The organism is Phycicoccus sp. M110.8 (genome assembly GCF_032464895.1).
In the GTDB taxonomy this organism is placed as follows: domain Bacteria; phylum Actinomycetota; class Actinomycetes; order Actinomycetales; family Dermatophilaceae; genus Pedococcus.
The window spans coordinates 93,872-119,659 of the sequence record NZ_JAWDIC010000002.1; the positions used below are offsets into that span (position 1 = coordinate 93,872).

The following is a 25,788-nucleotide window of genomic DNA, read 5'->3' on the forward strand; positions in this document are numbered from 1 at the left end:
TTCTCCTTTAGAAGGCTGCCTCGATTGCGACGGCCTGATCCGCATCCGCACTTCCACGTGCCACACCGGCTTGTTCGAGCCTCATGACCAGATCTCCCAGCTCCGGACGGAGACCAAGCTCACGCAGGTCCTTAACCAACTGGCCCACATCAGTTGAGGTACCAGGGCCAGAACAACTGAGGCTCGCCACGGCAGCAATCCACTCGACGCCGGGGTCAGGCACAGAGAATCTTCTTCCATTCTTTCGAAGAAATCCGTAATGATCCGCATCCGGCCCAGTGCCCTCGCGCGTCAACAGCGCGTAGTTGATTGCTTCCCACAAGTTCTCATTGCTTCCCGAAGGCGCCGACAGAGCATCCGTGAGCTCCGCTCGAAAGTGCTCATCGAGCCGCATTGCGGCTAGCTCCTCCCCTGCGTCAGCGAATGGTCCCTCCGCTTCTGCCCATTCGCGTATTCGATCGCGAACGTTGTTGCTTCGCAAAACTCGCCACTTGGTCGACGATGCAACGTCGCGCACGCTTATCCCAGACGTTTGCTCTTTCCATGGGAGGAGGGGGCCTATCGACTTCAGCAACTCTCCCGGCCCCTCGGTGCCACCTCCAATCACGGATCTTGAGACGCGCTCGTACCAAGCAACCTCCCATAAATAGCCCAAACCAAAAGCGAGGCGCAGGACTGTGTTGGCCCAATCTACCCAGACCCGGGCCGGGAGCGCCTCGACCCACGCAGGGCTGCAAAGCTTGATCCACACACGGTGAAACCAGGAGAAGGGAGTTCCGGCAATATGGTCATTCACCCCCATCGCCCATTCACCTAATTTTCTGTTGGGACCAGCACGAAAGAACGTCGAGGACGCCGCGGTGTCCACCGCACGAATGACTCGATCAACAGCGCGTCTATGCTCAGCGGCGCGAACCCAGTGGTCGGCCGCGGTGAGCTGGCCCCCCGAAGAGAATGTGGATCCTACAAGGAAGAATCGCTCAAGGATCCCACCCAGATCCGGCGGGTTACGGGTTCCAGCTAGCCCGCGAGGATTTTGAGCAAGAGCGAGAGACGGCGTCATAGGAATGGCAGCACGAACCTTTCCATCCTTTGCACGAACCCCAGCAATTGCGCCTGCCACAGCTCGCGACAAGATGATTTGGTCGACATCCGACTCGAAACCTGCTGATGCTAGCTCTTCACCGAATCTGGCGAGACCTTCACCCTGTGGCCGCGTCTGATGGAACACCAGAGCAGGCGTTACCCGCTTGGATTCGGCACTGTTCGACTGGTATGCCACTGCCAGAACCTGCTTAGCTTCGTGAACCACTCCGTAGTCAACGTCGTAGGCACGCGCGGCAAGAGCTGTTATGAAACCTTCCGGAACGCTGACGTACTGAGGGCGCGGGAAGTCAAGGTGAACGGACTTCATTACGAGGTCTCCACGTAGAGGTCGGTAAGGGCTTGACCAGTAATCACCCTGAACTCGCTGTTTTCGACTCGTTCGGGAATCAATCGCTTCGCTCGGAACCGCTCTACCCGAGGACTGACACGAGCGGCCTGCTCCGTTACGCCAAGTCGCTGATTGGCGCACGACTGAACTGTGCGGATCAACGCGAAGTCAAGTTCAATCTCGCCCACAAGAATCCCTAGCTCACGCATATTGACGGTAACAGAATCCCCCCGGAACACGAGTTCTAGTTGAACGTCATCTTCTCCCTGTAAAACCAATTGCGGTTCGGCAGATGGCCCAGTCAGGGGCACGGTTCGGCTACTGAACAGCGGCAAGAGATAGCCAGACTGGGGATCATTCGGGTCACGGGACGGCCTGAGAAGGGTTTTGAGTTGAGTTTTCACCGCCGAGGGCAGCGAGGACCGGGTCTCGAGCCAAGCTGAGACCTCCTGCCGAAACGCAGACACTCCGTTGGCCACCGCGTACAGCCGACTGAGATAGTCGCCGTACCAGGCAACGATCTCGCGTCTCGTCTTGTCGTCGACACCCTCCGGCTGGGTCACTGCCACAAACGCGTCGTCAAGGGCCCGATCGAAGTCTGTGACGGCTTCGCGGAATGGGTCATGGTCGGGAATTGATTCGAGGATGGTTTTCAGGGGGGAGTACGCGGTGATGAGCCCGGAAAACGCGGCGAGCACCGGGGAGGCCCACCCGAAATGTGGGTCATCCACCGATCCCGGAACAGCATCGAGAACAGGGTCAACCAGTGCTGTGATCCGCAGCACCGGGTCGGTGGCACGGACCTCAGAAGGAAGATCCGCCCCGACGATGGCCTGACTTGCGCGTAGGCGTGCGCGATGGCGTAGCTCAGCGAAGCGCGCGGCGGGGTTTAGCTCTTCGTCAATGAGCGGGAACATAGTGGCTAATGCCTGTGGATCGGTCATCTGAGGTAGGTCTCCGGCCATTGCGCGCATGATGGCCCCCCAAACTTCGCGGAAGGTCATACGCGCTCCAGCAACCGCCTCGGCCGAGCGCAGCAGCGTCAGAAAACCTCGTTGCACCGCGACCGATTGGAAACTGGCGATATTTGCTGCGAGCGGGTCACCCGCTGGCGCAGGAGGTTCGTCCGCGTGGGAGAGGTGATGCGCAACGAGGCTCAGCAATGAGCCGGCAGGTGTAGAGAGCGTGTCAAGCGTGGCGCGTTGCTTGAGACGCTTAACTCTGTACGGCTGCGCGCACAACGCCTCGTCGACCTGTGGGCGCACCTCAAACAGCGAACAGTGATCGACGTACACGGCTACAAACTCGATGTCGCGATCTCCAAGGTGCAGCTCAGCGCGTGAGACTAGCGGACCCTGCATTCTGCTCGTGAGCTGAAAACCCGTCGCAACGCCATCAACGTCGGCTAGCCAACGAACGATGCTGGCCCCGACGGTCTCGGTTCCAAGGGCGTGCGCTTCTTCCACAAGGATGCCCCGGTTCACACATCCGAGGAAGTAGTCACGGGCGCCCACCGCCGAATCCACATCGTCAGCCAGAGGGTGGCGGTCATTCGCCCCGCGAATGGAAGCGTCGTTGACCACTACGAGGCGGGACTGACCAGCCCGATAGACGTACTTCCGTTGCGCCAGTCCGGTGTCTTCGGCGTCATCTTCTTCGAGGTCCGCGGTCATGTGGGCAAGAGCGTGCGACTTACCACCGCCCGGACCGCCAACGAGGAACACCAGCCTCTGGGGGCCTCCGCGATCGAGTCCTTCGCGGAGCCAGTCGCAGGCTTCGCGAACACCAGGGGCTGGCGCAACAGTGAATGCGTCAGCATCATTCATGTTGGGATCTACCGCAACCGAGCGACCACCGGTCGCCTTGCCCCAGATCGGGCCGAACGCGCCCTCCAGGTCGACCATCAGCGCTCCGCTCCCTCATCCTCAGCCAGCGACGAGCACAGCGTGTGCCCACCCAATGACAGTTCTACCGGAGATTCGAAGGGAGGGCGGGCAAACCGGACCAAGTGGCTCGACAGGGTGTCTACAGGTCAAGGATTTCAATCAGGTGCTTCCCCACAGCCATGGCCAGCTCAACGGGAACGGCGTTGCCGATCTGGGTGTACTTCGGAAGTTCTCTCGCCCAATCACCTATTGACGGATCGCCTGCACGCCGCCTACCCCCAGTCGTCCTCTTGCCAGCGAATTGATACCAATCCGGAAAGCCCTGCAGTCGGGCCATTTCTCGCACGGTCGGCGTGCGTGGCTGCTCGTAGTGGATGTAGTCGTCCGGAAGCGACGTCGCTGTGATTTTCGGACCATTAGGCCCCCACACCCTAGGGATCACCCTCTGATTGAACTTCTTCGTTCGAAGCTCCTCAGGCAGGTGCTCGTGACCGTGGTCGATTACGTGCTGGAAGCGTGCCATTACGTGATCGGCGTGACGTGAATACTGCTGCTCTCGGAGCACGGCACCGGCCCGAAGCACAGTCCCGTCGGACAGGGTCCTCATCCGTTCTTGGTACTCCGTTTCTGCATCCCGTAGGTACTCGGTGGTCTCCCAGCGCGATTTCCATTGAGGGTCGACTAGGTCACTGAGAATGTCTACGGGGTCAGGTGGCTTCACTCCAGTGGGACGCGGCAGGAATCCATCAGCGACCAAATCGTCACCAGTCGAGAGTGCGGGATTTAGGTCACTGCGAATCCCCACCAAAAGAACGCGAGGGCGGTTCTGGGGCACGCCGTAGTCCTGAGCAAAGACCAGAGCGGACCGAATCTCATAACCCACTACTCGACCGTTATGGATGAACGTGATCGAACGGAATGCCTTCTGGACATCGCGCCAGATCTCGCCTTTCTCCCCTTCAGGAAGCCACTTTGCACTGAGTAACCCGCGAACATTTTCAAATACAAAAGCCCTCGGCCTGATAGCCTGGATGAAAGTGGCCATTTCACGGTAAAGATGATTGCTGGGGATCTCGGTCTTGGTGACTCCGAAAGTCCTTCGATGTCCGATCCCACTGAACCCTTGGCATGGGGGTCCGCCAGTTACAAGCGCGATCTCACCATGCTCGTCCCGAAGGCTATCCGCCAACGCTGAAAGCTGACCAGCGTTTCGAGTGACATCCAAGATATCGTTGGAGTGTCGATCTTTCCGGTCTATGAGCCGGCCACGGTGGTTTAGAAGGTAGGTGCTCAAAGCATCCGGGTGTAGCTCATTGACATAGACCGTCTCGAATCCGGCCTGCTCGAGCCCCCGACCAAAGCCGCCGCAGCCTGCGAACAGGTCGATAACTGCCCTACTCACGATTTCCTTTCAGCGCGGATCCAGAGGCAAGAACGAGCTCGTGAACGTATGGCCGTCTATTGAACTGGATTTTGTCACTGAACAATGTCCCGACCACAATAAACACCCATCGTAACGCGAAGGACGAAGGCGTTTTTGTAGAGCATCCATCCGCCCTCCCTTTCCGATGCGGCTGTTGGGCCCGGAGCGAAGATCGCTCCGGGCCCACCCTTTGACTGGCTAGGTCAGCTGCAGCCGCTGGTGCTGCCGCAGCCCTCGCAGACGTAGCAGGAGCCAGCCGGGCGCATCTTCGTGCCGCAGGTCATGCAGATCGGGGCATCGGCGGCCTTGCCCTGGAACTTCTCCAGGAGCTCGGCGGACGAGTGGACCTCGACCGAGACCTCGCGGGCCGAGGCAGCGCCGGCGCCGCTCTTCACCGCGTCGGCGGAGAGCGTCTTGCCCTCGACCTTGGCGTCGTGCTTCGGCTCGGCCTTGGTGACCGGCGTCGACTGCGACAGGGTCTCGAACTCGGCCTCGGCCTCGTCCTCGTCGTCCGCGGCGGCCTCGAGCTCGTACGAGCCGGTCTCGAGCTGGTGCGCGCGCTCCTCGGCCGTGTGGATCCCCATGAACGAGCGGGTCTCGAAGTCGAGGTAGTCCAGTGCCAGCCGGCGGAACACGTAGTCCATGAGGCTCTGTGCCATCCGCACGTCCGGGTCGTCGGTCATGCCGGCCGGCTCGAACCGCAGGTTGGTGAACTTCTCGACGAAGGTCTCCAGCGGCACGCCGTACTGCAGGCCCACCGACACCGCGATCGAGAAGGCGTCCATCACGCCGGCCAGGGTCGAGCCCTGCTTGCCGAACTTGAGGAACAGCTCACCGAGCTCGCCGTTCTCGTACGTCCCGGCGGTGAGGTAGCCCTCGGCCCCGCCGACCGCGAACGAGGTGGTCTGCGACTGGCGACGCTTGGGCAGCCGGCGCCGGACGGGCCGGTACTCGACGACCTTCTCCACGACCGGGGCGGCAGCCTCGGCGGCCTTGTCAGCGGCCTTGTCCTTGGCAGCCGAGCCACCGTCGGACAGCGGCTGGCCGACCTTGCAGTTGTCGCGGTAGACCGCGATCGCCTTGAGGCCGAGCTTCCAGCCCTGCAGGTGCACGTCCTCGATCTGCTCGACCGTGGCGTCCTCGGGCAGGTTGACCGTCTTGCTGATCGCGCCGGACAGGAACGGCTGGACCGCCGCCATCATTCGCACGTGGCCCATCGGGCTGATCGCGCGGGCGCCCATCGCGGTGTCGAACACCTCGTAGTGCTCCGGCTTGAGGCCGGGGGCGTCGATGACGTGACCCTTGTCGGCGATGTACTCGACGATCGCCTCGATGGTCTCCTCGGTGTACCCGAGCTTCTTCAGCGCGCGCGGGATGGTGAGGTTGACGATCTGCATCGACCCGCCACCGACGAGCTTCTTGAACTTCACCAGCGAGAAGTCGGGCTCGATGCCGGTGGTGTCGCAGTCCATCATGAAGCCGATGGTCCCGGTCGGGGCCAGCACCGACGCCTGGGCGTTGCGGTAGCCGTTCTTCTCACCGAGCTTGACGACGTCGTCCCACGCCTTGGTGGCGGCCTGGTGGATGCCCTTGTCCATCACGTCGAGGGTGCGGATCGCGTCGTTGGCGGCCTGGTGCTTGCGCATCACGCGCTTGTGGGCGTCCGCGTTGCGGGCGTACCCGGCATACGGACCCACCACGGCGGCGATCTCGGCGGAGCGCTTGTAGGCGGCACCGGTGAGCAGCGAGGTGATCGCGGCGGCGAGCGCACGGCCACCGTCGGAGTCGTACCCGTGGCCGGTCGCCATGAGCAGCGCGCCGAGGTTGGCGTAGCCGATGCCGAGCTGGCGGTAGTCGACCGTGGTCTTGCCGATCGCCTCGGTCGGGAAGTCGGCGAAGCAGATCGAGATGTCCATCGCGGTGATGACGAGCTCGGCGACCTTCTGGAAGGTCGCGGCGTCGAACGTGTCGTCGTCCTTGAGGAACTTCAGCAGGTTCAGCGACGCCAGGTTGCACGAGCTGTTGTCGAGCGACATGTACTCCGAGCACGGGTTGGACGCGGTGATGCGGCCGGTCTCGGGGTTGGTGTGCCAGTCGTTGATCGTGTCGTCGTACTGCAGGCCCGGGTCGGCGCACTCCCACGCGGCCTTGGCGATCTTGGTGAACAGCTCGCGGGCGTCGACCTCCTCGATGACCTCACCGGTCTGGCGGGCGCGCAGCCCGAAGGTCGTGCCCTCCTCGACCGCGCGCATGAACTCGTCGCTGACGCGGACCGAGTTGTTGGCGTTCTGGTACTGGACGGAGGTGATGTCCTTGCCGCCGAGGTCCATGTCGAAGCCGGCGTCGCGCAGCGCGCGGATCTTGTCCTCCTCGCGCGCCTTGGTCTCGACGAACTCCTCGATGTCGGGGTGGTCGACGTCGAGCACGACCATCTTGGCCGCGCGACGGGTCGCGCCACCGGACTTGATCGTCCCCGCGGACGCGTCGGCGCCACGCATGAAGGAGACCGGGCCGGAGGCGGTGCCACCGGAGGAGAGCAGCTCCTTGGAGGAACGGATGCGGGAGAGGTTGAGGCCGGCGCCGGAGCCGCCCTGGAAGATCTTCCCCTCCTCCTTGTACCAGTTGAGGATCGAGTCCATCGAGTCGTCGACGGCGAGGATGAAGCAGGCACTGACCTGCTGGGGGCTCTTGGTGCCGACGTTGAACCAGACCGGGGAGTTGAAGCTGAACACCTGGTGCAGCAGGGCGTAGGTCAGCTCGTGCTCGAAGAGCTCCGCGTCGTCGGCGGTCGAGAAGTAGCCGTGGTCCTTGCCGGCCTTGACGTACGTGAGCACGACGCGGTCGATGAGCTGCTTGAGGCTCTGCTCACGCTGCGGGGTGCCGACGGCGCCACGGAAGTACTTGGTGGTGACGATGGTGGAGGCGTTGACCGACCAGAAGTCGGGGAACTCGACACCGCGCTGCTCGAAGATGACCTCGCCGGTCTTCCAGTTCTGCTGGACGACGTCACGCTTCTCCCAGGTGACCTCGTCGTACGGGTGCACACCGGGGGTGGTGTAGATCCGCTCGACCTTCACTCCCCTGGAGGAGTTCTTGCGCGCACCTGCACGTGCGCCTGCCGTTTCGGTCATGGTGTGGGCCTCCCTGGTCCCCTGGTGGTGCATTGGTTGCAATGGTTTCAACGAGCACCGACAGCCGGTGCGGGCGATGGTCAGGCGGGTATGCCGCGGGCCTAGCCCGGCGGCATACCGGCCTTGCTCTGGTGGTCCGGAGCCGCCTGGGGCTCCTCGCCGGTCGCGTCGCGCTCGGCGCGAAGCAGGGTGATGGCGGCCTCGAAGTCCTCGAGGGTGTCGAAGGCCTGGTAGACGCTCGCGAAGCGCAGGTAGGCGACCTCGTCGAGCTCGCGCAGCGGCCCGAGGATCGCCAGGCCCACCTCGTGGGCCTCGATCTCGGCCTGCCCCTGCTGGCGGATGCACTCCTCGACGCGCTGGGCGAGGAGGGCGAGGTCGTCCTCGGTGACCGGGCGGCCCTGGCAGGCCTTGCGGACGCCGGCGAGGACCTTGGCGCGGCTGAACGGCTCGCTGACGCCGGAGCGCTTGGTCACCGTGAGGCTCGCGGTCTCGATCGTCGTGAAGCGGCGACCGCACTCCGGGCACTGGCGGCGGCGGCGGATCGAGCTGCCGTCGTCGGTGGTGCGCGAGTCCATGACGCGGGAGTCGGTGTGCCGGCAGAACGGGCAGTGCATACCGGTCTCCTCCCCTGCTGATGTGCCCGTCCCGGGGTGTCGTGGCCGGTCGTGCGGGCCGGCGCCTGGGGACGGACGTGTGGACTACCTGTTGAGAGTCTGTGGGTAACCGGCTTCGCCCTGTGCACTACATGTGGATGAACTACAGCCGTGTAACCACTAGATGTAGGGATAGTCTGCATCGCTGGCGGCGGCGATGCAAGTCGTTCCGGGAAACTCCGCCGTTCGTCCGAGGCAGTCTGCATCGCCGCAGGTCAGGGGCCTGTGGAGGCCGCGCGCGACACGCCCGAAGTGGTGTCTGTGGGGCTGGTGTGACTATGGAGGCACCCCCAGATGTGGGTCGGGCCAGGTGGCCGCTCCCCCACATCTGGTGATGACGGCCGCTGTCGTGCAGGGGTGGTTTGCTGAGGGCATGGGGAGCAGAGGGAGTGCGCGCGGGCACACCACGCAGGTCAGGCAGGGCGAGGTCGTGTGGGAGACGCACCCGGTGACGCCGGACCGGTTCGAGGACTTCGCCGACGTGGTGAACCGCACCCGCCGGGCCACCCACTGCTGGTGCCTGTCGCACCGCCTCACCACGGCGGAGATCCGCGACCTCGGCGGCGACGGCCCGACCGCCCGCGAGCAGGCCATGCGATCCCTCTGCGAGCGCCCCAACCCACCGGGGGTGGTGACGTATGCCGACGGCGTGCCCGTGGGGTGGTGCAACATCGGCCCCCGCTCGGAGATCACCCGGCTCGCCCGGTCGAAGCTGATGCCGCCCGTCGACGACCGCCCCGTGTGGAGCATCGTCTGCGTGGTGGTGCGGTCCGGGCACCGCAGGCAGGGCGTCACCGGGCACCTGCTCGAGGGTGCGGTGGCGTATGCCGCGAGCCGCGGTGCGCCCGCCGTCGAGGCCCACCCGGTGGACACCGAGGGCGGCCGGATGGACCTGACGATGGCGTTCGTGGAGACGCGGGCGATGTTCGAGCGGGTCGGTTTCGAGGTGGTGGGGACGACCGCCGCGACCGCCAGCGGCATGCCCCGCCTGGTCATGCGCCGCGAGCTCGCCTGACCGAGCCCGCCCGAACCCGACCGAGCCGGCGCGCTGCGACCCGGAGGTCTGCGGCACAGACGAGCGTGTCACTGCGCAGGGAGCAGATCTCTGCGCAGTGGCACGCAGGTGTGTGCACAGACGAACGCGCCCCGCGCTGTCGAGGAGGTGGGTCATACTGCGGCCATGCATCTGGGGGGAAGCATCCGGACCGCGGCGCTCACGCTCGTCGCGGCCACCGCGCTCGGGGCCGGGACGACCGTGCTCGCGCCGAGCGCTGCGCTGGCCAGCGGCGGCCTCGGCGAGAGCGGGACGACCCGCTACGTCGTCTGCGAGGACGGCTCACCGGTCAAGGTCACCCAGACCGTCACCGTCACCAACGAGCAGCCGTCCACAGCCACGCGGTACTTCTACTGGACCGGCTACGGCGTGTGGCTGCCGAGTGCGGTGAAGTCGCTGAAGGGCACCTCGAACGGCTCGTCCATCCCCGTGAAGGTGGTCCGGCAGAAGGGCCAGTACTACGCCGACATCAGCTTCCCGAGCGACCTGCGCTACGGGCAGACCCGCACCGTCACGCTGACGTACACGATCCCGGGGTCGCCGGTCCGCTCGTCCCAGCCGGGTCGCGTCGGCAAAGGGTATGCCGCGTTCGACGTCTACTCCCCCGGTGACGCCGGGCGCGCGACCATCGAGGTCGTCTCCCCGCGCTGGATGACCCTCGACCTGGGCCTCGACTACACCGAGTCCGGCAGTGGCGACACCCGCGTCGCCACGATCCACGGCGGCGGACCGGACGGCCTCTACACACAGCTGTCGCTGCGCGACCCGTCCCAGATCGTCAAGCGCGACGTAAAGGTCGGCCAGTACGCGTTCTCGCTCCAGGCCTTCCCCGGCGACACGCGGTGGTCGTCCTACATCGCCGGCCGGCTCCCGACCTCGGTCACGACCCTCGAGCGGCTCACCGGCCAGCCGTGGCCGAACCGCTCGACCACGATCACGGAGGACTTCAGCGGGCAGGTCTACGGCTGGGACGGCAGCTACGAGCGCGGCCGGATCGACGTGTCGGAGGCGCTCGACCCGGCTCTGCTCGCGCACGAGCTGTCGCACGCCTGGGCCAACTTCGACCACCTCGACGACCGCTGGCTCACCGAGGGCCTGGCGCAGGAGCTCGCCACCGAGACCACCGCCGCGACCGGCCAGAAGGACACCAGGCACCCCACGGTCTCCCCCACCCAGAAGTCCGCGTTCCCGCTGGCGGACTGGGAGGGGTCGAACCGGGCGGGCGCGGCCGAGGACTACGCCTACCCGGCGTCGTGGCGCGTGGTGCACGACCTCGTGGCCGGCAGCCGCGCGGTCGCCCGACCGCAGCTGATCAAGGCCCTCACGACCACGAAGACCGTCTACGACGCCCCCGGCGAGCGCACCATCACGACGCACGCGACGACCTGGCGCCAGGCGTACGACCTCTTCGAGGTGCTCGGCGGCAACACCGGCACCAAGGCGCTCATGAGCCGGTGGGTCCTGGACTCCCAGGGCAAGGCGCTCCTGCCGGCGCGTGCCTCCGCCCGGACCGCGTATGCCGCGCAGGACGCCGCCGACGGGACGTGGTCGCTGCCGCGCGGGGTCCGGACGGCGATGGCGGACTGGGACTTCACCCGGGCCGGGCGGGAGATGGCGCTGACCCGCGCACTCGGGCCGCAGGCGAAGGCCGCCCAGGCGGCTGCGACCGCGGCCGGTATCGACGTGGCGCCGCTGCGCGCGGCCTACCAGTCGGCCGACGAGACGAGCGAGTACCGCGAGGTGGGTGCGCGGCTGGGGACGTTCGTGCGGGAGGCCACCTCGTTCCGGTCGACGCGGTCCGACGTCGACTCGGCCGGCCCGCTCGCGCGGCTCGGCGACCTGGTCCTGCAGCCCGGAGCCGACCTCGACCGGGCGAAGGCCGCGATCGCCAAGGGCGACACCACCGCCGCCGATGCCGCGCTGGCTGACGCACGGACCGGTGCTGGGCGGGCCACGCTCGTCGGGGCGGGACTGCTGCTGGGAGCCGTGCTGGTGCTGCTCGCGCTCGTGCTCGCCCTGCGGTGGGTGGGACGCCGTCGCCGCCGCCGGGCCGCTCGTGGCGTGCCTGTGCCGGACGCCGGCCCTTCAATCGGTGAGCAGAATGTCCCCGCCCCTGACGGTGGTCCGTCAGCCGGCGAGCACGACGCCCCCGTCGCGGTCACTGCCGCGGCTGCTCCGTCGGCCGACTCCCGAGCCGTCGGCAACAGCACCGACCTCGCCGGCACCGGCACGCAGGACCGCCTCGTCGAGCAGGGCCAGGCTGGCGTCATCCAGCCCGAGGTCGGCGACGGCCCTGCGCCCCTCGCGCACGCAGTCGTCGAGGGTGCTGATGCCGGCGGCCGCGAGGGCGCGCCGGGCTCGGGCGTTGAGCCGGGGCAGGGCGGTCACGACCTCACCGCCCGGTAGCCGTCGACCGACGTGGTGGTGCCTGCCGTGACCGTCCCCATGTCGAGCTCCTTCGCGCCGTCTGAGGTCCACTGCCTGTCAGGGAGGTGGACCCGCCGACCCGCGGGAACTCATCGCATGGCCTCAGGCCGCGGGGCGGGCTCCTCCCTCGCACCGCTCCTTGAGCCCGGCGGCCTCCATCGCGAGGTACCGATCGGTCAGGTTGCCGTAGAACCACTGCACGACCGACCCCAGCGGGCCGCCCTGCTCGATCGAAAGCCGCACCCGCGTGCCGCCGCCGGGCAGGGCCTCGACCGAGTGGCTCGCGGTGGTCCGCACTCCCGGCGACGTGCTCACCCAGGTGAAGTGGTCCACCGGCTCGATCTCCGTGACGGTCCAGTCGACGGTGGGCATCTTGGGCTGGCTGATCTTGGCCTGCGACCCGGTCCGCAGCGGCCCCTCGTCGACCCTGCGCACCCATCGCATCGTGGGCGTCCAGTCAGGCCAGTGCTCGACGTCGGTGACCACCTCCCACACCCGGCTCGGCGGGGCCGCGACGTCGATGGTGGTGCTCTGCTCCATTCCTCCATGGTCGCGCAGAAGGGCCCGAGTTCCTACAGGATGAGCCCATGGTGACGGCGCTGGACCGCTCGCGCGTGCTCGCGCTGCGGCTGGCGACGCAACGGCTCTCCTCGGCGCCGCTGCCCACCGCGGCGGACGTCGTCGAGCTGCTCACCTGCGTGCAGGGCCAGGAGCGCGACCACGCCTTCTACTCCCTGGCCATGCGCTCGCGCCGGTCGACGTATGCCGCCGTGCGCCGCGAGCACGACGCCGGAGCCTTCCTGCGCACCCACATCCTGCGGCCCACGTGGCACCTCGTCCGCCCGGAGGACCTGCGCTGGATCCTCGACCTCACCTCGCCCCGGGTGCTGGCGGGCATGGCCGGACGCCACCGCCAGCTGGGCCTCGACGAGGCCGGGGTCGTCGACGCGGGGGTCGAGCAGCTCGCCGACCTGTTGCGCGACAGGCGTTTCCGCACCCGAGCCGACCTCGGCGCAGAGCTGGTGCGCCTGGGCTCCCCCATCGGTCCCGGCGAGCGGCTCGGGCACCTGCTCCTCGTCGCCGAGCTGCGCGGGGTCATCTGCTCCGGCCCGATGCAGGGCGTCCACCACACCTACGCCCTCGTCGACGAGGTGGTTGCCCCCACCCCGGCGAAGGACCGCGACGAGGCGCTGGTGGAGCTGGTGAGGCGGTTCTTCACCGGGCACGGACCCGCGACGGTCAGGGACTTCACCCGCTGGTCCTCGCTCACCGTCGCCGACACCAGGGCCGCCCTGGCCGAGCTCGGCGACGACCTGGAGCAGGTCGAGGTCGACGGGCAGCCGCACTGGTACGACCCGGAGGCGGTGCCGCGGCGCAGCCCGGCCGCGCCGACGGCATACCTCTTCCCGACCTACGACGAGGTGGTGCTGACGTACCCGTCTGTCGGCTTCCCCGCCGCGCCCGACCACCCGTATGCCGAGCGCACCGACCCGTTCTGGGCGATGGTGCTGGCCGACGGCGAGAACGTCGGGCTGTGGAAGCGCACCGTCTCGGCGAGCACCGTGGACGTCGAGGTCCGGCTCGCCCCCAGCCTGTCGCGCGCGCGCCGGACGTCGGTGCGCCTGGCCGCCCAGCGGCTCGCCGGCTTCCTCGAGCGGGAGCTCGCGTACGCCGAGAACGAGGGCACGCCGCCCCTCTGGCGCGGCTGAGCCGGATCCACGGGCTCAGCGGCGGACGACCTCGCGGAGGGTGCCGTCGACGCGGCGCGTCCAGCCGCGCCCGTCGAGGTGCTCGAGCAGCGGGATGACCACCCGCCGGGTCGTGCCGAGCGCGCGCCGGGCGTCGCTCGCCGTGAACGGCTGAGGCAGCGCCGCCAGGAGCCGCATTGCCTGCGCCGGTCCCGACGGCAGCAGCACCACGTCGTCGGGCAGCCGCAGCACCCGGCCCAGGCGCTGCGCGGCCGCCAGCTGCCGGGGTCCGAGGCCGGCGGCCTCGAGCTCGGGCCGCTCGGGCGCCGCGAACGGGTCCTCCTGCAGGCGCGCCTCGATGGCCCGCAGCCCCTCCTCCGCCTCCCCAAGCGAACCTGCCACACCGGGCAGCCACACCCGTCCGCTGCGCACCTCGAGCCCGGCCGTCGCCGCCACCAGCGGCACCAGCGCCGCGTCGGGTATGCCGGCCTGCGCCCGGGCCGCCTCCACCGGCAGCGACGGGTCGAGCGCCTCCGCCTGCGCCCTGGCGCGGACCGCCTCGGCGAGCGCCGTGGCCCATCCGCTGAGGCCTGACCGGTCGAGCAGCCAGTCGCCCTCGACCACGACGTCAGGGTGGGTGGTGGCGGGATCCAGTCCGAGCGCTGCAGCGTGCGACCGGCGCATCGCACCGCGGCGCGTGACCTCCGTGGCAACGTCAGGGACGCTGGCGTGTGCTGCCAGGGCTTCGCCCCGGCGACGGCCGTCGCCCCTGCGGCGCAGGGCCGGAGGGTCCGCGTCGAGGACCAGCGCTCCGACGAGGAGGCGGTGGCCGCCGGGCTCGCGCAGGATCGCGCGGTCGCCCGCCACGAGGGCCAGGGGGTGCGGCAACGTCAACCGTGCCGTGTCGCCGGCGAGCGGGCGCAGCCGCGCCTCGACGGCGACCGTGCCGAGGTGCAGCGTGACCGTCCCCGGCAGCTCGGTGGGGTCGCTGCTCGTGCGCACGTCGAGCGTGGTCGTCGGGTGCCAGGCGCCGGGGGTCAGCACGGCAGTCCCGCGGGGGACGTCGTCCGGAGCCACGTCGCGCAGGTTCACGGCCACCCGGGCCACGGCGCCCACCGCGTCTCGTGGCCGTCCGAGGGACTGCAGCCCGCGGATCCGCAGCCGCCGGCCCCCCACCTCGACCTCGTCGCCGACCCGGAGGGTGCCCTGCTCGAGCGTTCCCGTGACCACCGTCCCTGCGCCCTTGATGCTGAAGGCCCGGTCGACCCACAACCGCACCCGTGCCGCAGGGTCCGGCGTCGGCAGGCGGCCGACCAGCGCGTCCAGCTGCTCACGCAGGGCGTCCAGGCCCTCCCCGGTCCGCGCAGACACGGCGACGGCGGGGACGCGACCCAGGCTGGTGCGGGCCAGCCGCTCACCCGCGTCGGCCAGGGCCGGGCGAGGGTCCGCCAGGTCGCTGCGCGTGACGACGAGCAGTCCGTGCGACAGGCCGAGCGCGTCGACCGCGGCGAGGTGCTCGGCCGACTGGGTGCGCCAGCCCTCGTCGGCGGCGACCACGAAGACGACTGCGGGCGCCGGCCCGAGGCCGGCGAGCATGTTGCCGATGAACCTCTCGTGACCCGGCACGTCGACGAAGGCGACCTCCTCACCCGAGGGCAGCGTCGTCCACGCGTAGCCCAGGTCGATCGTGAGGCCGCGACGGTGCTCCTCCGCCCACCGGTCCGGCTCGATGCCGGTGAGCGCACGGACCAGGGTCGACTTGCCGTGGTCGACGTGCCCGGCAGTGGCGAGGACGTGCACCTGCTCTCCTCCTCGCGCGCATGCCGGGACGACTGTGGCGGAGGTGGACGGGAATCGAACCCGCCAGACCGAGATGCTCGGTCTCACCGGTTTTGAAGACCGGGGGGACCACCAGGAACCCTGACACCTCCGGGCCCCACCGTAGTCGGCGATCCTGGCCGCTGCTGCGCCGCCCGGCGTTCCCTGGGTCGTGCGAACTGCGAACCTGGGGTTCGCAGTTCCGAACCCCAGGTTCGCAGTTCGCACATGGACCTGGTTGCCGCAGCGGGGCGCGCTCCGCCCACCGGCCGCACGCGCCCAGCCGCAGGGACCGTCGGGCTGCTTGGTTGCAGAGCGCGACCTAGAGTCGAGGCCATGACCACGGCCTCGGCGCTGCGCCTCACCCAGTTCGCCCACGGCGGCGGCTGCGCCTGCAAGATCCCCCCGGGCGAGCTCGAGGACATGGTCCGCGACCTCGTCGGGGAGGGCTCGGACGACCTGCTCGTCGGTCTCGACGCCGGCGACGACGCCGCGGCCGTCTGGATCGAGGGCGACATCGCCGTCCTGGCGACCGCCGACTTCTTCACGCCTGTCGTGGACGACGCGTACGACTGGGGGCGCATCGCCGCGGCCAACGCCCTCTCGGACGTGTATGCCATGGGCGGGCGCCCGGTCGTGGCCGTGAACCTCCTCGGGTGGCCCCGCGACACCCTGCCGGTCGAGCTCGCCCGCGAGGTGCTGCGCGGTGGCCTCGACGTCGGGCGCGAGGCGGGCTGCCCGGTGGCGGGCGGCCACAGCATCGACGACCCGGAGCCCAAGTACGGCATGGCCGTCACGGGCGTTGCCGACGCGAGGCGCCTGCTGCGCAACGACGCCGCGAGGGCCGGCCAGCCGATCTCGCTCACCAAGCCGCTCGGCGTGGGAGTGCTCAACAACCGGCACAAGGCGACCGGTGAGGTGTTCGAGCACGCGATCGCCTCGATGGCCGCCCTCAACGCAGCGGCGTCCCGGGCCGCCCTCGACGCGGGGATCGAGGCGGCGACCGACGTCACCGGGTTCGGCCTGCTCGGCCACCTCTACAAGATGGCTCGCGCCTCCGGCGTGACCGCTGTCGTCGACGCGGCCGCCGTCCCCTACCTCGAGGGCGCGCGCGAGTCCCTCGCCGCCGGCTTCGTCCCAGGCGGCAGCCGGCGCAACCTCGACTGGGTGCGCCCCAGCCTGTCGGCATCCGTCGACGACGACGAGCTCGTCCTGCTCGCCGACGCCCAGACCAGCGGCGGGCTGCTGCTGGCCGGCGAGGTGCAGGGGGCGCCGGTCATCGGCGAGTTCGTGCCCCGCGGCGACGCCGTGCTGGTGGTCCGGTGACCGTCGAGGACCGGGTGGATGTCGCAGTCGGCGTCGACGCGATGCTGGCCCGGGCCCGGGCGGGGCTGCACCGGCTGACGCCGCACGCGGCATACGAGGCGGTGCAGGCCGGTGCGCTGCTCGTGGACACGCGCACCGCACCCCAGCGGGCCCGGCAGGGCGAGCTGCCCGGGGCGCTCGTCATCGACCGCACGGTGCTGGAGTGGCGCCTGGACCCGGCGAGCCCGTGGCGCATCCCGGAGGCGGGCGACCCCGCTCGGCTGGTCGTGGTGCTGTGCCGGCAGGGTTACAGCTCGAGCCTCGCCGCGGCGTCCCTGCGACAGCTCGGCCTCGACGCCACCGACGTCATCGGTGGCGTCGAAGCGTGGCTCCACGCGGGTCTGCCGACCCACGACGGGCCGGCAGACGTCCGCGAGTAGTCCAACCCGTCAGCGGGTGGTGGCCGCTGCGCGCGCTCCGTCGTGGTGCGGCTTGCGGGTGATGAGCGGGATGACCATCGCGACGATCGTGATGATCCCGATGACGGTGAAGCCCTTGGTGTAGGACTTGGTGTCGCCGATGAGGCTCGCGATGAGCAGTGGCCCGATGATGCCGCCGATGCTCCAGCCGACGAGCATGAGCCCGTAGATGGCGCCGACGTTGCGTACCCCGAAGAACCGCCCCGCGGTCGACGGCATGGTGCCGAACGCGCCGCCGTAGCAGGTGTAGATCAGTGCGGCGAGGATCGCGAAGAGTGCAGTGTTGCTGGCGTGCGGGATGAGCAGGAGGCAGACGGCCTGGATGCCGAGGATACCCAGGAACGCCGGCATCTTGCCGACGAGGTCGGACAGCCAGCCCCACAGGATGCGGCCACCGCCGTTGAAGACGGCGAGGATGCCGACAAGGCTCGCAGCCGCCGTCTTGGAGTACCCGGCGATGTCGGTGGCGCTGCCTGCCGCCACGGCGATCAGCGAGATCCCGGCGGTCACGCTCATGGTCAGGATGAGGGTGAGCAGGTACCACTGCGGTGTCCGCAGGGCCTCGTTGGTCTCGAAGTCCGGCTCACCGGACACGGGGTCGGCGGCGCTCGCCGCAGCCGGGGCGGCCGAGCGGTCGGCCGTCGCGGCTGCTGTCGCGCCCGTCGCGGCAGGAGGGTTGGCGAAGAACGTCGTCCCGATCAGCAGCGCGATGAGGTAGGCGATGCCGAGCCAGAGGAACGCCTTGGTCGGCTGCGACGGGGTGTTGTCGATGAGGGCCTGGCCGACCGGTGCGGTGATCACCGCGCCGAAGCCGAAGCCGGCGACGGCCAGCCCCGTGATGAGGCCGGGCTTGTCAGGGAACCACTTCTGCAGCATGGCGATCGGCACGATGTAGACCATGCCGAGGCCGAAGCCGCCGATGACGCCGTAGCCGAGCACCAGCAGCCAGAACATGTCCTTGTTCGTCGCGAACGACGCCAGGATCACGCCGACGCTGTAGATGATCCCGCCGGTCAGGGCGACCACGCGCGGGCCGCGACGGTCCTGCAGCCGGCCCCCGACGAAGCTGCCGATGAAGATCATGCCGAGCACGACGCTGAACGGCACCGCGGCCTTCGCCTTGGACCAGCCGAACGCGTCAGGCTCCTGCAGCGCCTTGGCGAACACGCTCCACGCGTACACGGAACCGATCGCGAGCTGGACGAGGATCGCGCAGACGAGGATGACCCACCGGTTGTGGGTCCGGCCCGAGGTGGCGGGCGCGGCGGGGCCCGGGGACCCCACCGTGGTGCTGCGAGTGCTGTCGCTCAATGCGCTCTCCCTTCTCGCCCGGGTGCCGGGCCCCTGCACGAGCCGCCGGTCAGCGGCCCGTGGTGATCGAGTCCCGCGTCTCCCCCCGGCGGCGACGCTCCTCGAGCCGTTCCTTCTGCGGCGTCACGGTGTACTTCGGGTCCTTGGTGGACTCCATGCCCGCCTCGAAGATGCCGAACCGCGTGAGCACCGAGCCGGCGAGCAGGGCCATCCCGCTCAGCCCGGCCATCGTGCGGTTGCGCCCGAACAGCGCCGCACCGACCGCTCCCCCGGCCGTCAGCGCCTTGGCGGCCTTGAGCATCGCGCCCGCGCGCCCCTCGTGCAGCGGCTCGGCGACCAGCGGGTGCATCCGCCGCTCCATGAGCTCGGACGCCCCCAGCTCGACGGTCGCGCTGATCGCCGCCAGCCGTCGTGCCGGGCCGTTCTGCTCGGCCGGGGTCGCGACGAGGGCCATTCCCGCAGCCGCCGCGTTGGCGGAGCTGACGAAGACGAACGGCAGCTCACGGAACGACTCGCGCCACGTGGGCGTCGTCGTGTCGGCCAGGAGCACGGCGGTGTATGCCGCGAGCGGCATGGAGAACGCGGTGGTGCCCGCGGTGGCCACGGGGTCGGCCATCCGGGCGAGCCGGGCCAGACGGGAGCGACGCGGCAGCACGGCCTCGGCGAGCTCCGTGGCTGCCGCGGCCCCCGCGAACGTGCCGAACGCCGTCAGGATCCACGAGCCGACCGACATCGGCGAGGTGAGCTTGGCGACCCGCAGCATGTTGAGCGCACGCTCCGGCCGGCCCAGGTCCTTGGCCAGCGCCGCGCCGCCGAGGGCGACGGACGCGAGGGCCGCGACGCGGCCGGTGCGCCGCAGGGCGGGACGCCCGGTCAGGGCGCCCCCGGCCGCCACCAACCCGGAGCCGCCTGCGAGGCCGCCGAGGAACAGGTAGGCCGCGATCTCGTGGCCCCACGGGGCGGGCTTGACGACGTTGTGGCCGTAGTAGCTCGAGAACTGGGCGTCCGGGACCATGACCGACTCGTCGCGGCGACGCCGGCCGCCGCCGCCCTTGCCACCGGCGCCGTTCTGGTTGCGCCGGCTGCGGGGCAGCTCCGGGGGACGGTCTGCATCGAGCGGGTTGGTGGTCATCGGCGCCTCCCAGCGAACGCAGCCACGGCCATGCCGAACATCGCCACCGCGGCGAAGCCCGCCTTGCGGAACATCTCGGGCAGGTCCGCCGTCGGGACGACGGGGTCCGGTGGCAGGCCGTAGACCTCCGGCTCGTCGAGCAGGAGGAAGACCGACCCGGTGCCGCCGACACCGTCGTGGGCGTTGGCGCCGTAGAGCCGGGCCTCGGTGAAGCCGTTCTCGTGCAGCACCTCGACGCGGTCGCGCGCGGTGTCGAGCATGTCCGACAGGGTGCCGAACTTGATCGAGGTCGTCGGGCACGCCTGGGCGCACGCCGGCGTCTGGTCGTGGCCGATCCGGTCGTAGCAGAGGGTGCACTTCTGGGCGATGCCGACGTTGGACACCACTCCGCCGTCGCGCTTGTCGGCCCGCTTGTCCTCGCGCCGCTCGATGACGCCGAACGGGCACGCGGCCACGCAGTAGCCGCAGCCGTTGCAGACGTCGGACTGGACGACGACCGTGCCGTGCTCGGTGCGGAACAGCGCACCCGTCGGGCAGACGTCGAGGCACCCGGCGTGGGTGCAGTGCTTGCAGACGTCCGACGCCATGAGCCAGCGGAAGTCCGGCAGCGTGCCGGTCGCCTCGGCAGTCCGAGCGGCCGCCGCCATCGCGTCGAGCGAACCGTCGTCGCCGACGGCGGTCGGCACGACGCCCTCCAGCGCTGCCGGCGCGGTGCCGGCAGCCTCCGACGTGCTGCGGTGAGGCGCGTCCGGGGGCCGCAGCGCCGGCATACCGAGGTCCACGAGCTTGCGCCCGGACTCCCTCGCCTCCTGCACGCGGTCCGTGGTCTGCTCGATGAACGCCACGTGGCGCCACGTGCTCGCGCCGAGGCCGCCGGTGTTGTCGTAGGAGTTGCCGGTGAGCGTCAGGCCGTCCTCGGGGATGGCGTTCCACTCCTTGCACGCCACCTCGCAGGCCTTGCAGCCGATGCAGATCGAGGTGTCGGTGAAGAAGCCCTTGCGGGGTTCGGGGTCCTCCCACGCCGCGTCGTGCGACGGGTCGGTCGGCCCTGCGAGCTGGTGCTGCCAGAAGCCCATCAGGCGCCGGCCTCCTTCGTGTCGGTGGTCCGCAGCTGGTTGCTGGTCTCGACCGTGATGCCCGCCCGCGACCGGTACTCCTCGACCAGCCGCAGCAGCGCCTCACCGCGCGGGCGCCGGCCCGGGACGATGTCGCACGACCCGACCTTCGACTCCTGGATCTGGACGTTGGGGTCCAGGGCGATGCCGAGCAGGTCGTTGGCCGCGTCACCGGAGACGATGGCGTCCCCGCCGACGCCCCAGTGGTACGGCAGGCCCACTTGGTGGATGGTGTGGCCGCCCACCTGCAGCGGCGTGATCCGCTCGGTGACCAGCACCCTGGCCTCGATCGCCGACCGGGCGGACACGATCGTCGCCCAGCCGCCGTTGACCAGACCGCGCTCGGCCGCGAGCTCCGGGGAGACCTCGCAGAAGAACTCGGGCTGCAGCTCGGACAGGTACGGCAGCCAGCGGCTCATGCCACCGGCCGTGTGGTGCTCGGTCAGCCGGTACGTCGTGAAGACGAACGGGAAGACGTCGGACCCCGGCTGCGTCCCCGACGGGCTGAACAGGTTGTCCTTGCGCGGGAAGACCCGGCGGGCGGGGTTGCTCTGCTGCCCGTAGAGCGGGTTCTGGACCGGGGACTCCTGCGGCTCGTAGTGCGTCGGCATCGGTCCGTCGAGCATGCCCTTGGGCGTGAAGAGCCAGCCCTTGCCGTCGGCCATCATGACGAACGGGTCGTCGCCGGCGAGGCCGTCGGGTCCGCCGGTGCCGGGCTCCGGCCGGTACGACGGGGCCTTGGTCTTGACGAAGTCCGGCGTGTCGATGCCGGTCCAGGTCGAGTTCTCCTCGTCCCACCAGACGTACTTCTTGCGCTCGCTCCACGGCTTGCCCTCGGGGTCGGCCGAGGCGCGGTTGTAGAGGATGCGGCGGTTGTCGGGCCAGGCCCAGCCCCACTCCTGGGCGGTGGGGCCCTGCTCGCGCCCGGGCTTGCGGTTGGCCGCGCGGTTGACGCCCTTGGCGTAGACGCCGGAGTAGATCCAGCAGCCGCAGCTGGTGGAGCCGTCGGCCTTGAGGTCGGTGTACATGTCCGCCAGCTCGCCGGCCTTGTCACCGGACAGGTGCCGCCCGTTGATCTCCTGCAGCACCGCCTCGCCGCTGATCTCGCCGTCCTCGTCGAGGGGGTAGTCCCAGGTGAGGTCGAGCAGCGGGCGGTCGCGCGGGTCGTCGGAGTCGGCGAGCCGGGCACGGATCCGCTTGCCGAGCTCGTAGAAGAACTCCAGCTCGCTCTGGCACTCACCCGGCGGGTTGACCGCCTTGTGCCGCCACTGCAGCAGGCGCTGGGTCTGCGTGAAGGTGCCGGCCTTCTCGACGTGCGAGGCAGGCGGCAGGAAGAACACCTCGGTGCCGATCTTCTCGGTCTCGAGCTCACCCGTGGCGATCTCGGGCGCGTCCTTCCAGAACGTCGCGGACTCGATCATCTGCAGGTCGCGGACGACCAGCCACTTCAGCTGGGCCAGGGCCAGACGCTGCATCTTGCCGTGCGCGGACCCCACCGCGGGGTTCTGCCCGAGCAGGAAGTAGCCCTCGACCTCGCCGTCCCGCATGGCCATGGTCGTCTGGTACGTCCCGTGGGCGCCGCTGAGCCGTGGCAGGTAGTCGTACGCCCAGTTGTTCTCCTTGGTCGCAGCGTCGCCCCACCACGCCTTGAGCAGGCTCACGGCATACGCGTCGGCGTTGGCCCAGAAGCCCTTCTGCTCCTTGTTGGCGATGGCGGCGACGTAGTCGTCCCAGGTGTCGTGGTTGCCCACCATTGGCATGGCGAGGTACCCCGGGAGGATGTTGTAGAGCGTGGGGATGTCGGTCGAGCCCTGGATGCTGGCGTGTCCGCGCAGCGCCATCACCCCGCCTCCGGGCCGCCCCATGTTGCCCAGCAGGAGCTGGACGATGGCGGCGGTGCGGATGAACTGGGCACCGAGCGAGTGGTGCGTCCAGCCCACGGCGTAGACGAACGCCGAGGTGCGGTCCCGGCCGCTGTTCTCCGTGAGGGCCTTGGCGACGTAGTGGAAGTCCTCGACGCTGATCCCGCAGACCTCGGCCACCATCTCGGGGGTGTACCGCGAGTAGTGGCGCTTGAGCAGCTGGAACACGGTGTGCGGGTCCTGCAGCGTCTCGTCGCGCTTGACCCGGGCGTGCTCCAGGGCCGGGCCGCCGGAGCCGTGCTCGTCACCGGCCGAGCGCTTCGAGGCGGAGTGGCCGTGCTCGTGCGTCGCCGCGGGGCCGCCGATGGTGCCGGGCGAGGCGTCCGGCGTCTCACCCTCGGTGGCGTACGCCCAGCTCGAGGAGTCGTAGTTGCCCAGCTCGTCGTCGTAGCCGGAGAACAGGCCGTCGAGGTCCTCGGTGTCCTTGAAGTCCTCGCTGACGATGGTTGCCGCGTTGGTGTACGCGACGACGTACTCCTTGAAGTACAGCTCGTTCGTGAGGATGTGGTTGATCAGGGCACCGAGGAAGGCCACGTCGCTGCCGGCACGGATCGGCACGTGCTTGTCCGAGGTCGCCGACGTGCGGGTGAACCGCGGGTCGATGTGGATGACCTTGGCGCCGCGCAGGCGCGCCTCGCTCACCCACTGGTAACCCACCGGATGGCACTCGGCCATGTTGGAGCCCTGGATGACGATGCAGTCGGCGTTGGCCAGGTCCTGCAGGTACTGCGTCGCGCCACCGCGACCGAACGAGGACCCCAGACTGGGGACCGTGGAGGAGTGTCAAATACGGGCCTGGTTCTCGATCTGGATCGCGCCCGCGGCGGTGAAGAGCTTCTTGATCAGGTAGTTCTCCTCATTGTCGAGGGTGGCTCCCCCGAGCGAGGCGATGCCCATGGTTCGGCGCAGCGGACGGCCGTGCTCGTCGGCGTCCTGCCACGTGCGGCGGCGGGTCTCGACGAACCGGTCGGCGATCATGTCGATCGCGGTGTCGCGGTCCATGCGCTCCCACTCGGTGCCGTTCGGGCGCCGGTAGAGCACGTGGGTCTGGCGGGCGGGGCTGTTGACGAGCTGCTCGCTGGCCGACCCCTTGGGGCACAGCCGCCCGCGCGAGATCGGGGAGTCCGGGTCGCCCTCGATCTGCACGACCTTCTCGTCCTTGACGAACACCTTCTGGCCGCAGCCGACGGCGCAGTAGGGGCAGACCGACTGCACGACCCGGTCCGCCGTCGACGTGCGCGGGGTCATGGACCGGGTGCGCGCGGACGTGACGGCCGGGCCCCGGCCGAGCAGGTCACCACTGCGGACCTGTCGGAGCACAGGCCAATCCAGGAAGGTCTTCCTCGAGCTCATGTTCAGCCTCCTTGCGGCGACCATATCTCCGGGTCCGCGACGGCGCACTCCCGACGAAGCGGACGCGTCGTCACGACCCGGCAGCCGGCCATCAGAGGGTGTCGACACAGGTACAGCTGTGCGTGTCGACGCAGGTCAGCGGAGCGGCGTCCGGCCCCGACTGGCCCGCTACCAACCCTCTGCGCGGGCGTCCCCTCCCCCGGAGGCCGACCTCAGCGGACGGCGGGGATGAGCAGGATCTGACCCGCGTGGACCTGGTCGGAGGCGAGGTCGTTGGCGACCTGGATGCGGGCGACGGCGTCGGCCACCGGGAGACCGGGAAGCTGCGTCGCGGCGACCTCCGAGAGGGTCTGCCCCGAGCGCACGGTGGTGGAGTGGTCGATGGTCGTGGCCGACGCACCACCGGAGAAGGCGGCCACGGCGATGGCGACGAGCGCCACCAGCACGGTCAGGGTGATGGCGAGCCGTCCGGCGCGGGTCAGGCGCAGCGGTGCTGGCGCTGGGACGCGGACCTCGTCGCCGCACGGCACCGAGACCAGGTGCGGGCGTGCGGGTCGGCGCGGCTCGCGCACCGGCGCGGCGGTGACGTCCCAGGCGACTGCTGCACTCATCGGGTCCTCCATCGTCATGGTCCTCGAACAGGTGTCCGAAGGCCGTAGGTTGCCAGTTCTAGCACGCATGTTCGAATGCTTCAAGACACGCGTCGAACACATGTTTGGAAACTGTGTTCGAACGCCATACGCTGTGCCCACGTCGAGGAGCACACCAGAGGGCACTGACAACGCTCCGTCCCGGAGCGGCCCGAGCCGGCTTCGAGACGGCCCCGAGACGTCGGAGCACCCGGCGCACGCGGCCGGGCACACGGCACCTGACCTGCAGAAACGAGGAGCGGCATGAGCGGCGACAACGTCAAGGAACTCCCCGACCGCGACCGCGGCGACGGCCTGACCGTCCGCCAGCGCAAGGTCCTGGAGGTCATCCGCAACTCGGTCGACCGACGGGGCTACCCGCCGAGCCTGCGCGAGATCGGCGAGGCCGTCGGCCTGACGTCACCGAGCTCGGTCGCGCACCAGCTGGCCACCCTCGAGCGCAAGGGCTACCTGCGCCGCGACCCGAACCGGCCCCGGGCCATCGAGGTCGTCTCCCCCGACGCCGGCGCCGACGGCCGTGGCTACCGCGGCGGCGCGGCCCCGCAGGACGAGGTCGCCGAGTTCGACGAGACCGGCATGGGCGACGCCCGCCCCGAGGCCTCCTACGTCCCGGTGCTGGGCCGGATCGCCGCCGGCGTGCCGATCACCGCGGAGGAGTCGGTCGAGGAGGTCTTCCCCCTGCCGAAGCAGATCGTCGGCGAGGGCTCGCTGTTCCTGCTCAAGGTCGTCGGGGACTCGATGATCGACGCGGCGATCTGCGACGGCGACTGGGTGGTCGTCCGCCAGCAGCCCACGGCCGACAACGGCGACATCGTCGCGGCAATGCTGGACAACGAGGCGACGGTCAAGACGTTCAAGCGCCGCGACGGCAAGGTCTGGCTGCTCCCCCACAACCCGGCGTTCGAGCCGATCGACGGCGACCACGCGACGATCCTCGGCAAGGTCACAGCGGTCCTGCGCCGCGTCTGACCCGGGGCCTGCGCCGCGTCTGACCCGAGCCGTGCGC

Annotated in this window: 18 protein-coding genes and 1 tRNA gene; 6 read left to right on the forward strand and 13 right to left on the reverse strand. The window is 69.3% G+C overall.

The features are described 5' to 3' along the window. Window positions 1–7 precede the first annotated feature (7 nt). From RKE38_RS11950 to nrdR, 5 genes are all read right to left on the reverse strand, one after another. Complete coding sequence (locus RKE38_RS11950; protein WP_316007715.1) at window positions 8–1,414, reverse strand: hypothetical protein; 1,407 nt, start codon at window positions 1,412–1,414, stop codon at window positions 8–10. After that, window positions 1,414–3,339, reverse strand: coding sequence for a hypothetical protein (locus RKE38_RS11955; protein WP_316007716.1), 1,926 nt, complete (start codon window positions 3,337–3,339; stop codon window positions 1,414–1,416). Before RKE38_RS11955 ends, RKE38_RS11950 begins: the two co-directional genes overlap by 1 nt. A gap of 121 nt (window positions 3,340–3,460) precedes the next feature. After that, window positions 3,461–4,723, reverse strand: a complete 1,263-nt coding sequence (locus RKE38_RS11960; protein ID WP_316007717.1) for a DNA cytosine methyltransferase — start codon at window positions 4,721–4,723, stop codon at window positions 3,461–3,463. Between the two features lie 224 nt (window positions 4,724–4,947). Then, window positions 4,948–7,875: a vitamin B12-dependent ribonucleotide reductase gene (locus tag RKE38_RS11965; protein WP_316007718.1), complete on the reverse strand. Its 2,928-nt coding sequence runs from the start codon at window positions 7,873–7,875 to the stop codon at window positions 4,948–4,950. A gap of 101 nt (window positions 7,876–7,976) precedes the next feature. Further along, entirely contained in the window at window positions 7,977–8,489 is a 513-nt protein-coding gene (nrdR, locus tag RKE38_RS11970; protein WP_310155804.1) for a transcriptional regulator NrdR, read from the reverse strand. A gap of 412 nt (window positions 8,490–8,901) precedes the next feature. On the opposite strand from nrdR, the gene RKE38_RS11975 reads away from it, so the two are divergent. Then, a complete protein-coding gene (locus tag RKE38_RS11975; protein WP_316007719.1) occupies window positions 8,902–9,543 on the forward strand; it encodes a GNAT family N-acetyltransferase in 642 nt (213 codons plus the stop codon). Window positions 9,544–9,708: 165 nt separating this feature from the next. Continuing rightward, complete coding sequence (locus RKE38_RS11980) at window positions 9,709–11,988, forward strand: hypothetical protein (protein ID WP_316007720.1); 2,280 nt, start codon at window positions 9,709–9,711, stop codon at window positions 11,986–11,988. Window positions 11,989–12,111: 123 nt separating this feature from the next. Here the strand turns inward: RKE38_RS11980 and RKE38_RS11985 are convergent, their stop codons facing one another. Then, complete coding sequence (locus RKE38_RS11985; protein WP_316007721.1) at window positions 12,112–12,549, reverse strand: SRPBCC family protein; 438 nt, start codon at window positions 12,547–12,549, stop codon at window positions 12,112–12,114. Between the two features lie 47 nt (window positions 12,550–12,596). Here RKE38_RS11985 and RKE38_RS11990 point away from each other — a divergent pair, with 47 nt between their 5' ends. After that, on the forward strand, window positions 12,597–13,718 hold the full coding sequence (locus RKE38_RS11990; protein ID WP_316007722.1) for a winged helix DNA-binding domain-containing protein: 1,122 nt from the start codon (window positions 12,597–12,599) through the stop codon (window positions 13,716–13,718). A gap of 15 nt (window positions 13,719–13,733) precedes the next feature. On the opposite strand, the gene selB is transcribed toward RKE38_RS11990, so the two are convergent. Both selB and RKE38_RS12000 read right to left on the reverse strand, forming a co-directional pair. Continuing rightward, window positions 13,734–15,497 carry a selenocysteine-specific translation elongation factor gene (selB, locus tag RKE38_RS11995; RefSeq protein WP_316007723.1) on the reverse strand — a complete coding sequence of 588 codons (1,764 nt, stop codon included), beginning with the start codon at window positions 15,495–15,497 and terminating at the stop codon, window positions 13,734–13,736. A 35-nt stretch (window positions 15,498–15,532) separates the two neighbouring features. Beyond that, window positions 15,533–15,628 (reverse strand) — tRNA-Sec (locus RKE38_RS12000). A gap of 223 nt (window positions 15,629–15,851) precedes the next feature. Between RKE38_RS12000 and selD the strand changes: the two genes are divergently transcribed. Beyond that, window positions 15,852–16,841, forward strand: coding sequence for a selenide, water dikinase SelD (gene selD / locus RKE38_RS12005; RefSeq protein WP_316007724.1), 990 nt, complete (start codon window positions 15,852–15,854; stop codon window positions 16,839–16,841). Further along, the gene (locus RKE38_RS12010; protein ID WP_316007725.1) at window positions 16,838–17,260 is read left to right on the forward strand and encodes a rhodanese-like domain-containing protein; all 423 of its coding nucleotides are present in this window, start codon (window positions 16,838–16,840) and stop codon (window positions 17,258–17,260) included. Before selD ends, RKE38_RS12010 begins: the two co-directional genes overlap by 4 nt. Window positions 17,261–17,269: 9 nt before the next feature. Here RKE38_RS12010 and RKE38_RS12015 read toward each other — a convergent pair whose 3' ends face one another. The 5 genes from RKE38_RS12015 to RKE38_RS12035 form a co-directional block, all read right to left on the reverse strand. Continuing rightward, on the reverse strand, window positions 17,270–18,610 hold the full coding sequence (locus RKE38_RS12015; RefSeq protein ID WP_316007726.1) for an OFA family MFS transporter: 1,341 nt from the start codon (window positions 18,608–18,610) through the stop codon (window positions 17,270–17,272). Window positions 18,611–18,659: 49 nt separating this feature from the next. Beyond that, window positions 18,660–19,742, reverse strand: coding sequence for an NrfD/PsrC family molybdoenzyme membrane anchor subunit (gene nrfD, locus RKE38_RS12020; protein ID WP_316007727.1), 1,083 nt, complete (start codon window positions 19,740–19,742; stop codon window positions 18,660–18,662). Next, window positions 19,739–20,818, reverse strand: coding sequence for a 4Fe-4S dicluster domain-containing protein (locus RKE38_RS12025; RefSeq protein ID WP_316007728.1), 1,080 nt, complete (start codon window positions 20,816–20,818; stop codon window positions 19,739–19,741). The genes nrfD and RKE38_RS12025 overlap by 4 nt, the downstream gene beginning before the upstream one ends. Then, window positions 20,818–24,132, reverse strand: a complete 3,315-nt coding sequence (gene fdh / locus RKE38_RS12030; RefSeq protein ID WP_316007729.1) for a formate dehydrogenase — start codon at window positions 24,130–24,132, stop codon at window positions 20,818–20,820. Before fdh ends, RKE38_RS12025 begins: the two co-directional genes overlap by 1 nt. 212 nt (window positions 24,133–24,344) lie before the next feature. After that, a complete protein-coding gene (locus RKE38_RS12035; protein WP_316007730.1) occupies window positions 24,345–24,743 on the reverse strand; it encodes a LysM peptidoglycan-binding domain-containing protein in 399 nt (132 codons plus the stop codon). A 282-nt stretch (window positions 24,744–25,025) separates the two neighbouring features. On the opposite strand from RKE38_RS12035, the gene lexA reads away from it, so the two are divergent. Next, complete coding sequence (gene lexA / locus RKE38_RS12040) at window positions 25,026–25,751, forward strand: transcriptional repressor LexA (protein ID WP_316007731.1); 726 nt, start codon at window positions 25,026–25,028, stop codon at window positions 25,749–25,751. Window positions 25,752–25,788 lie beyond the last annotated feature (37 nt).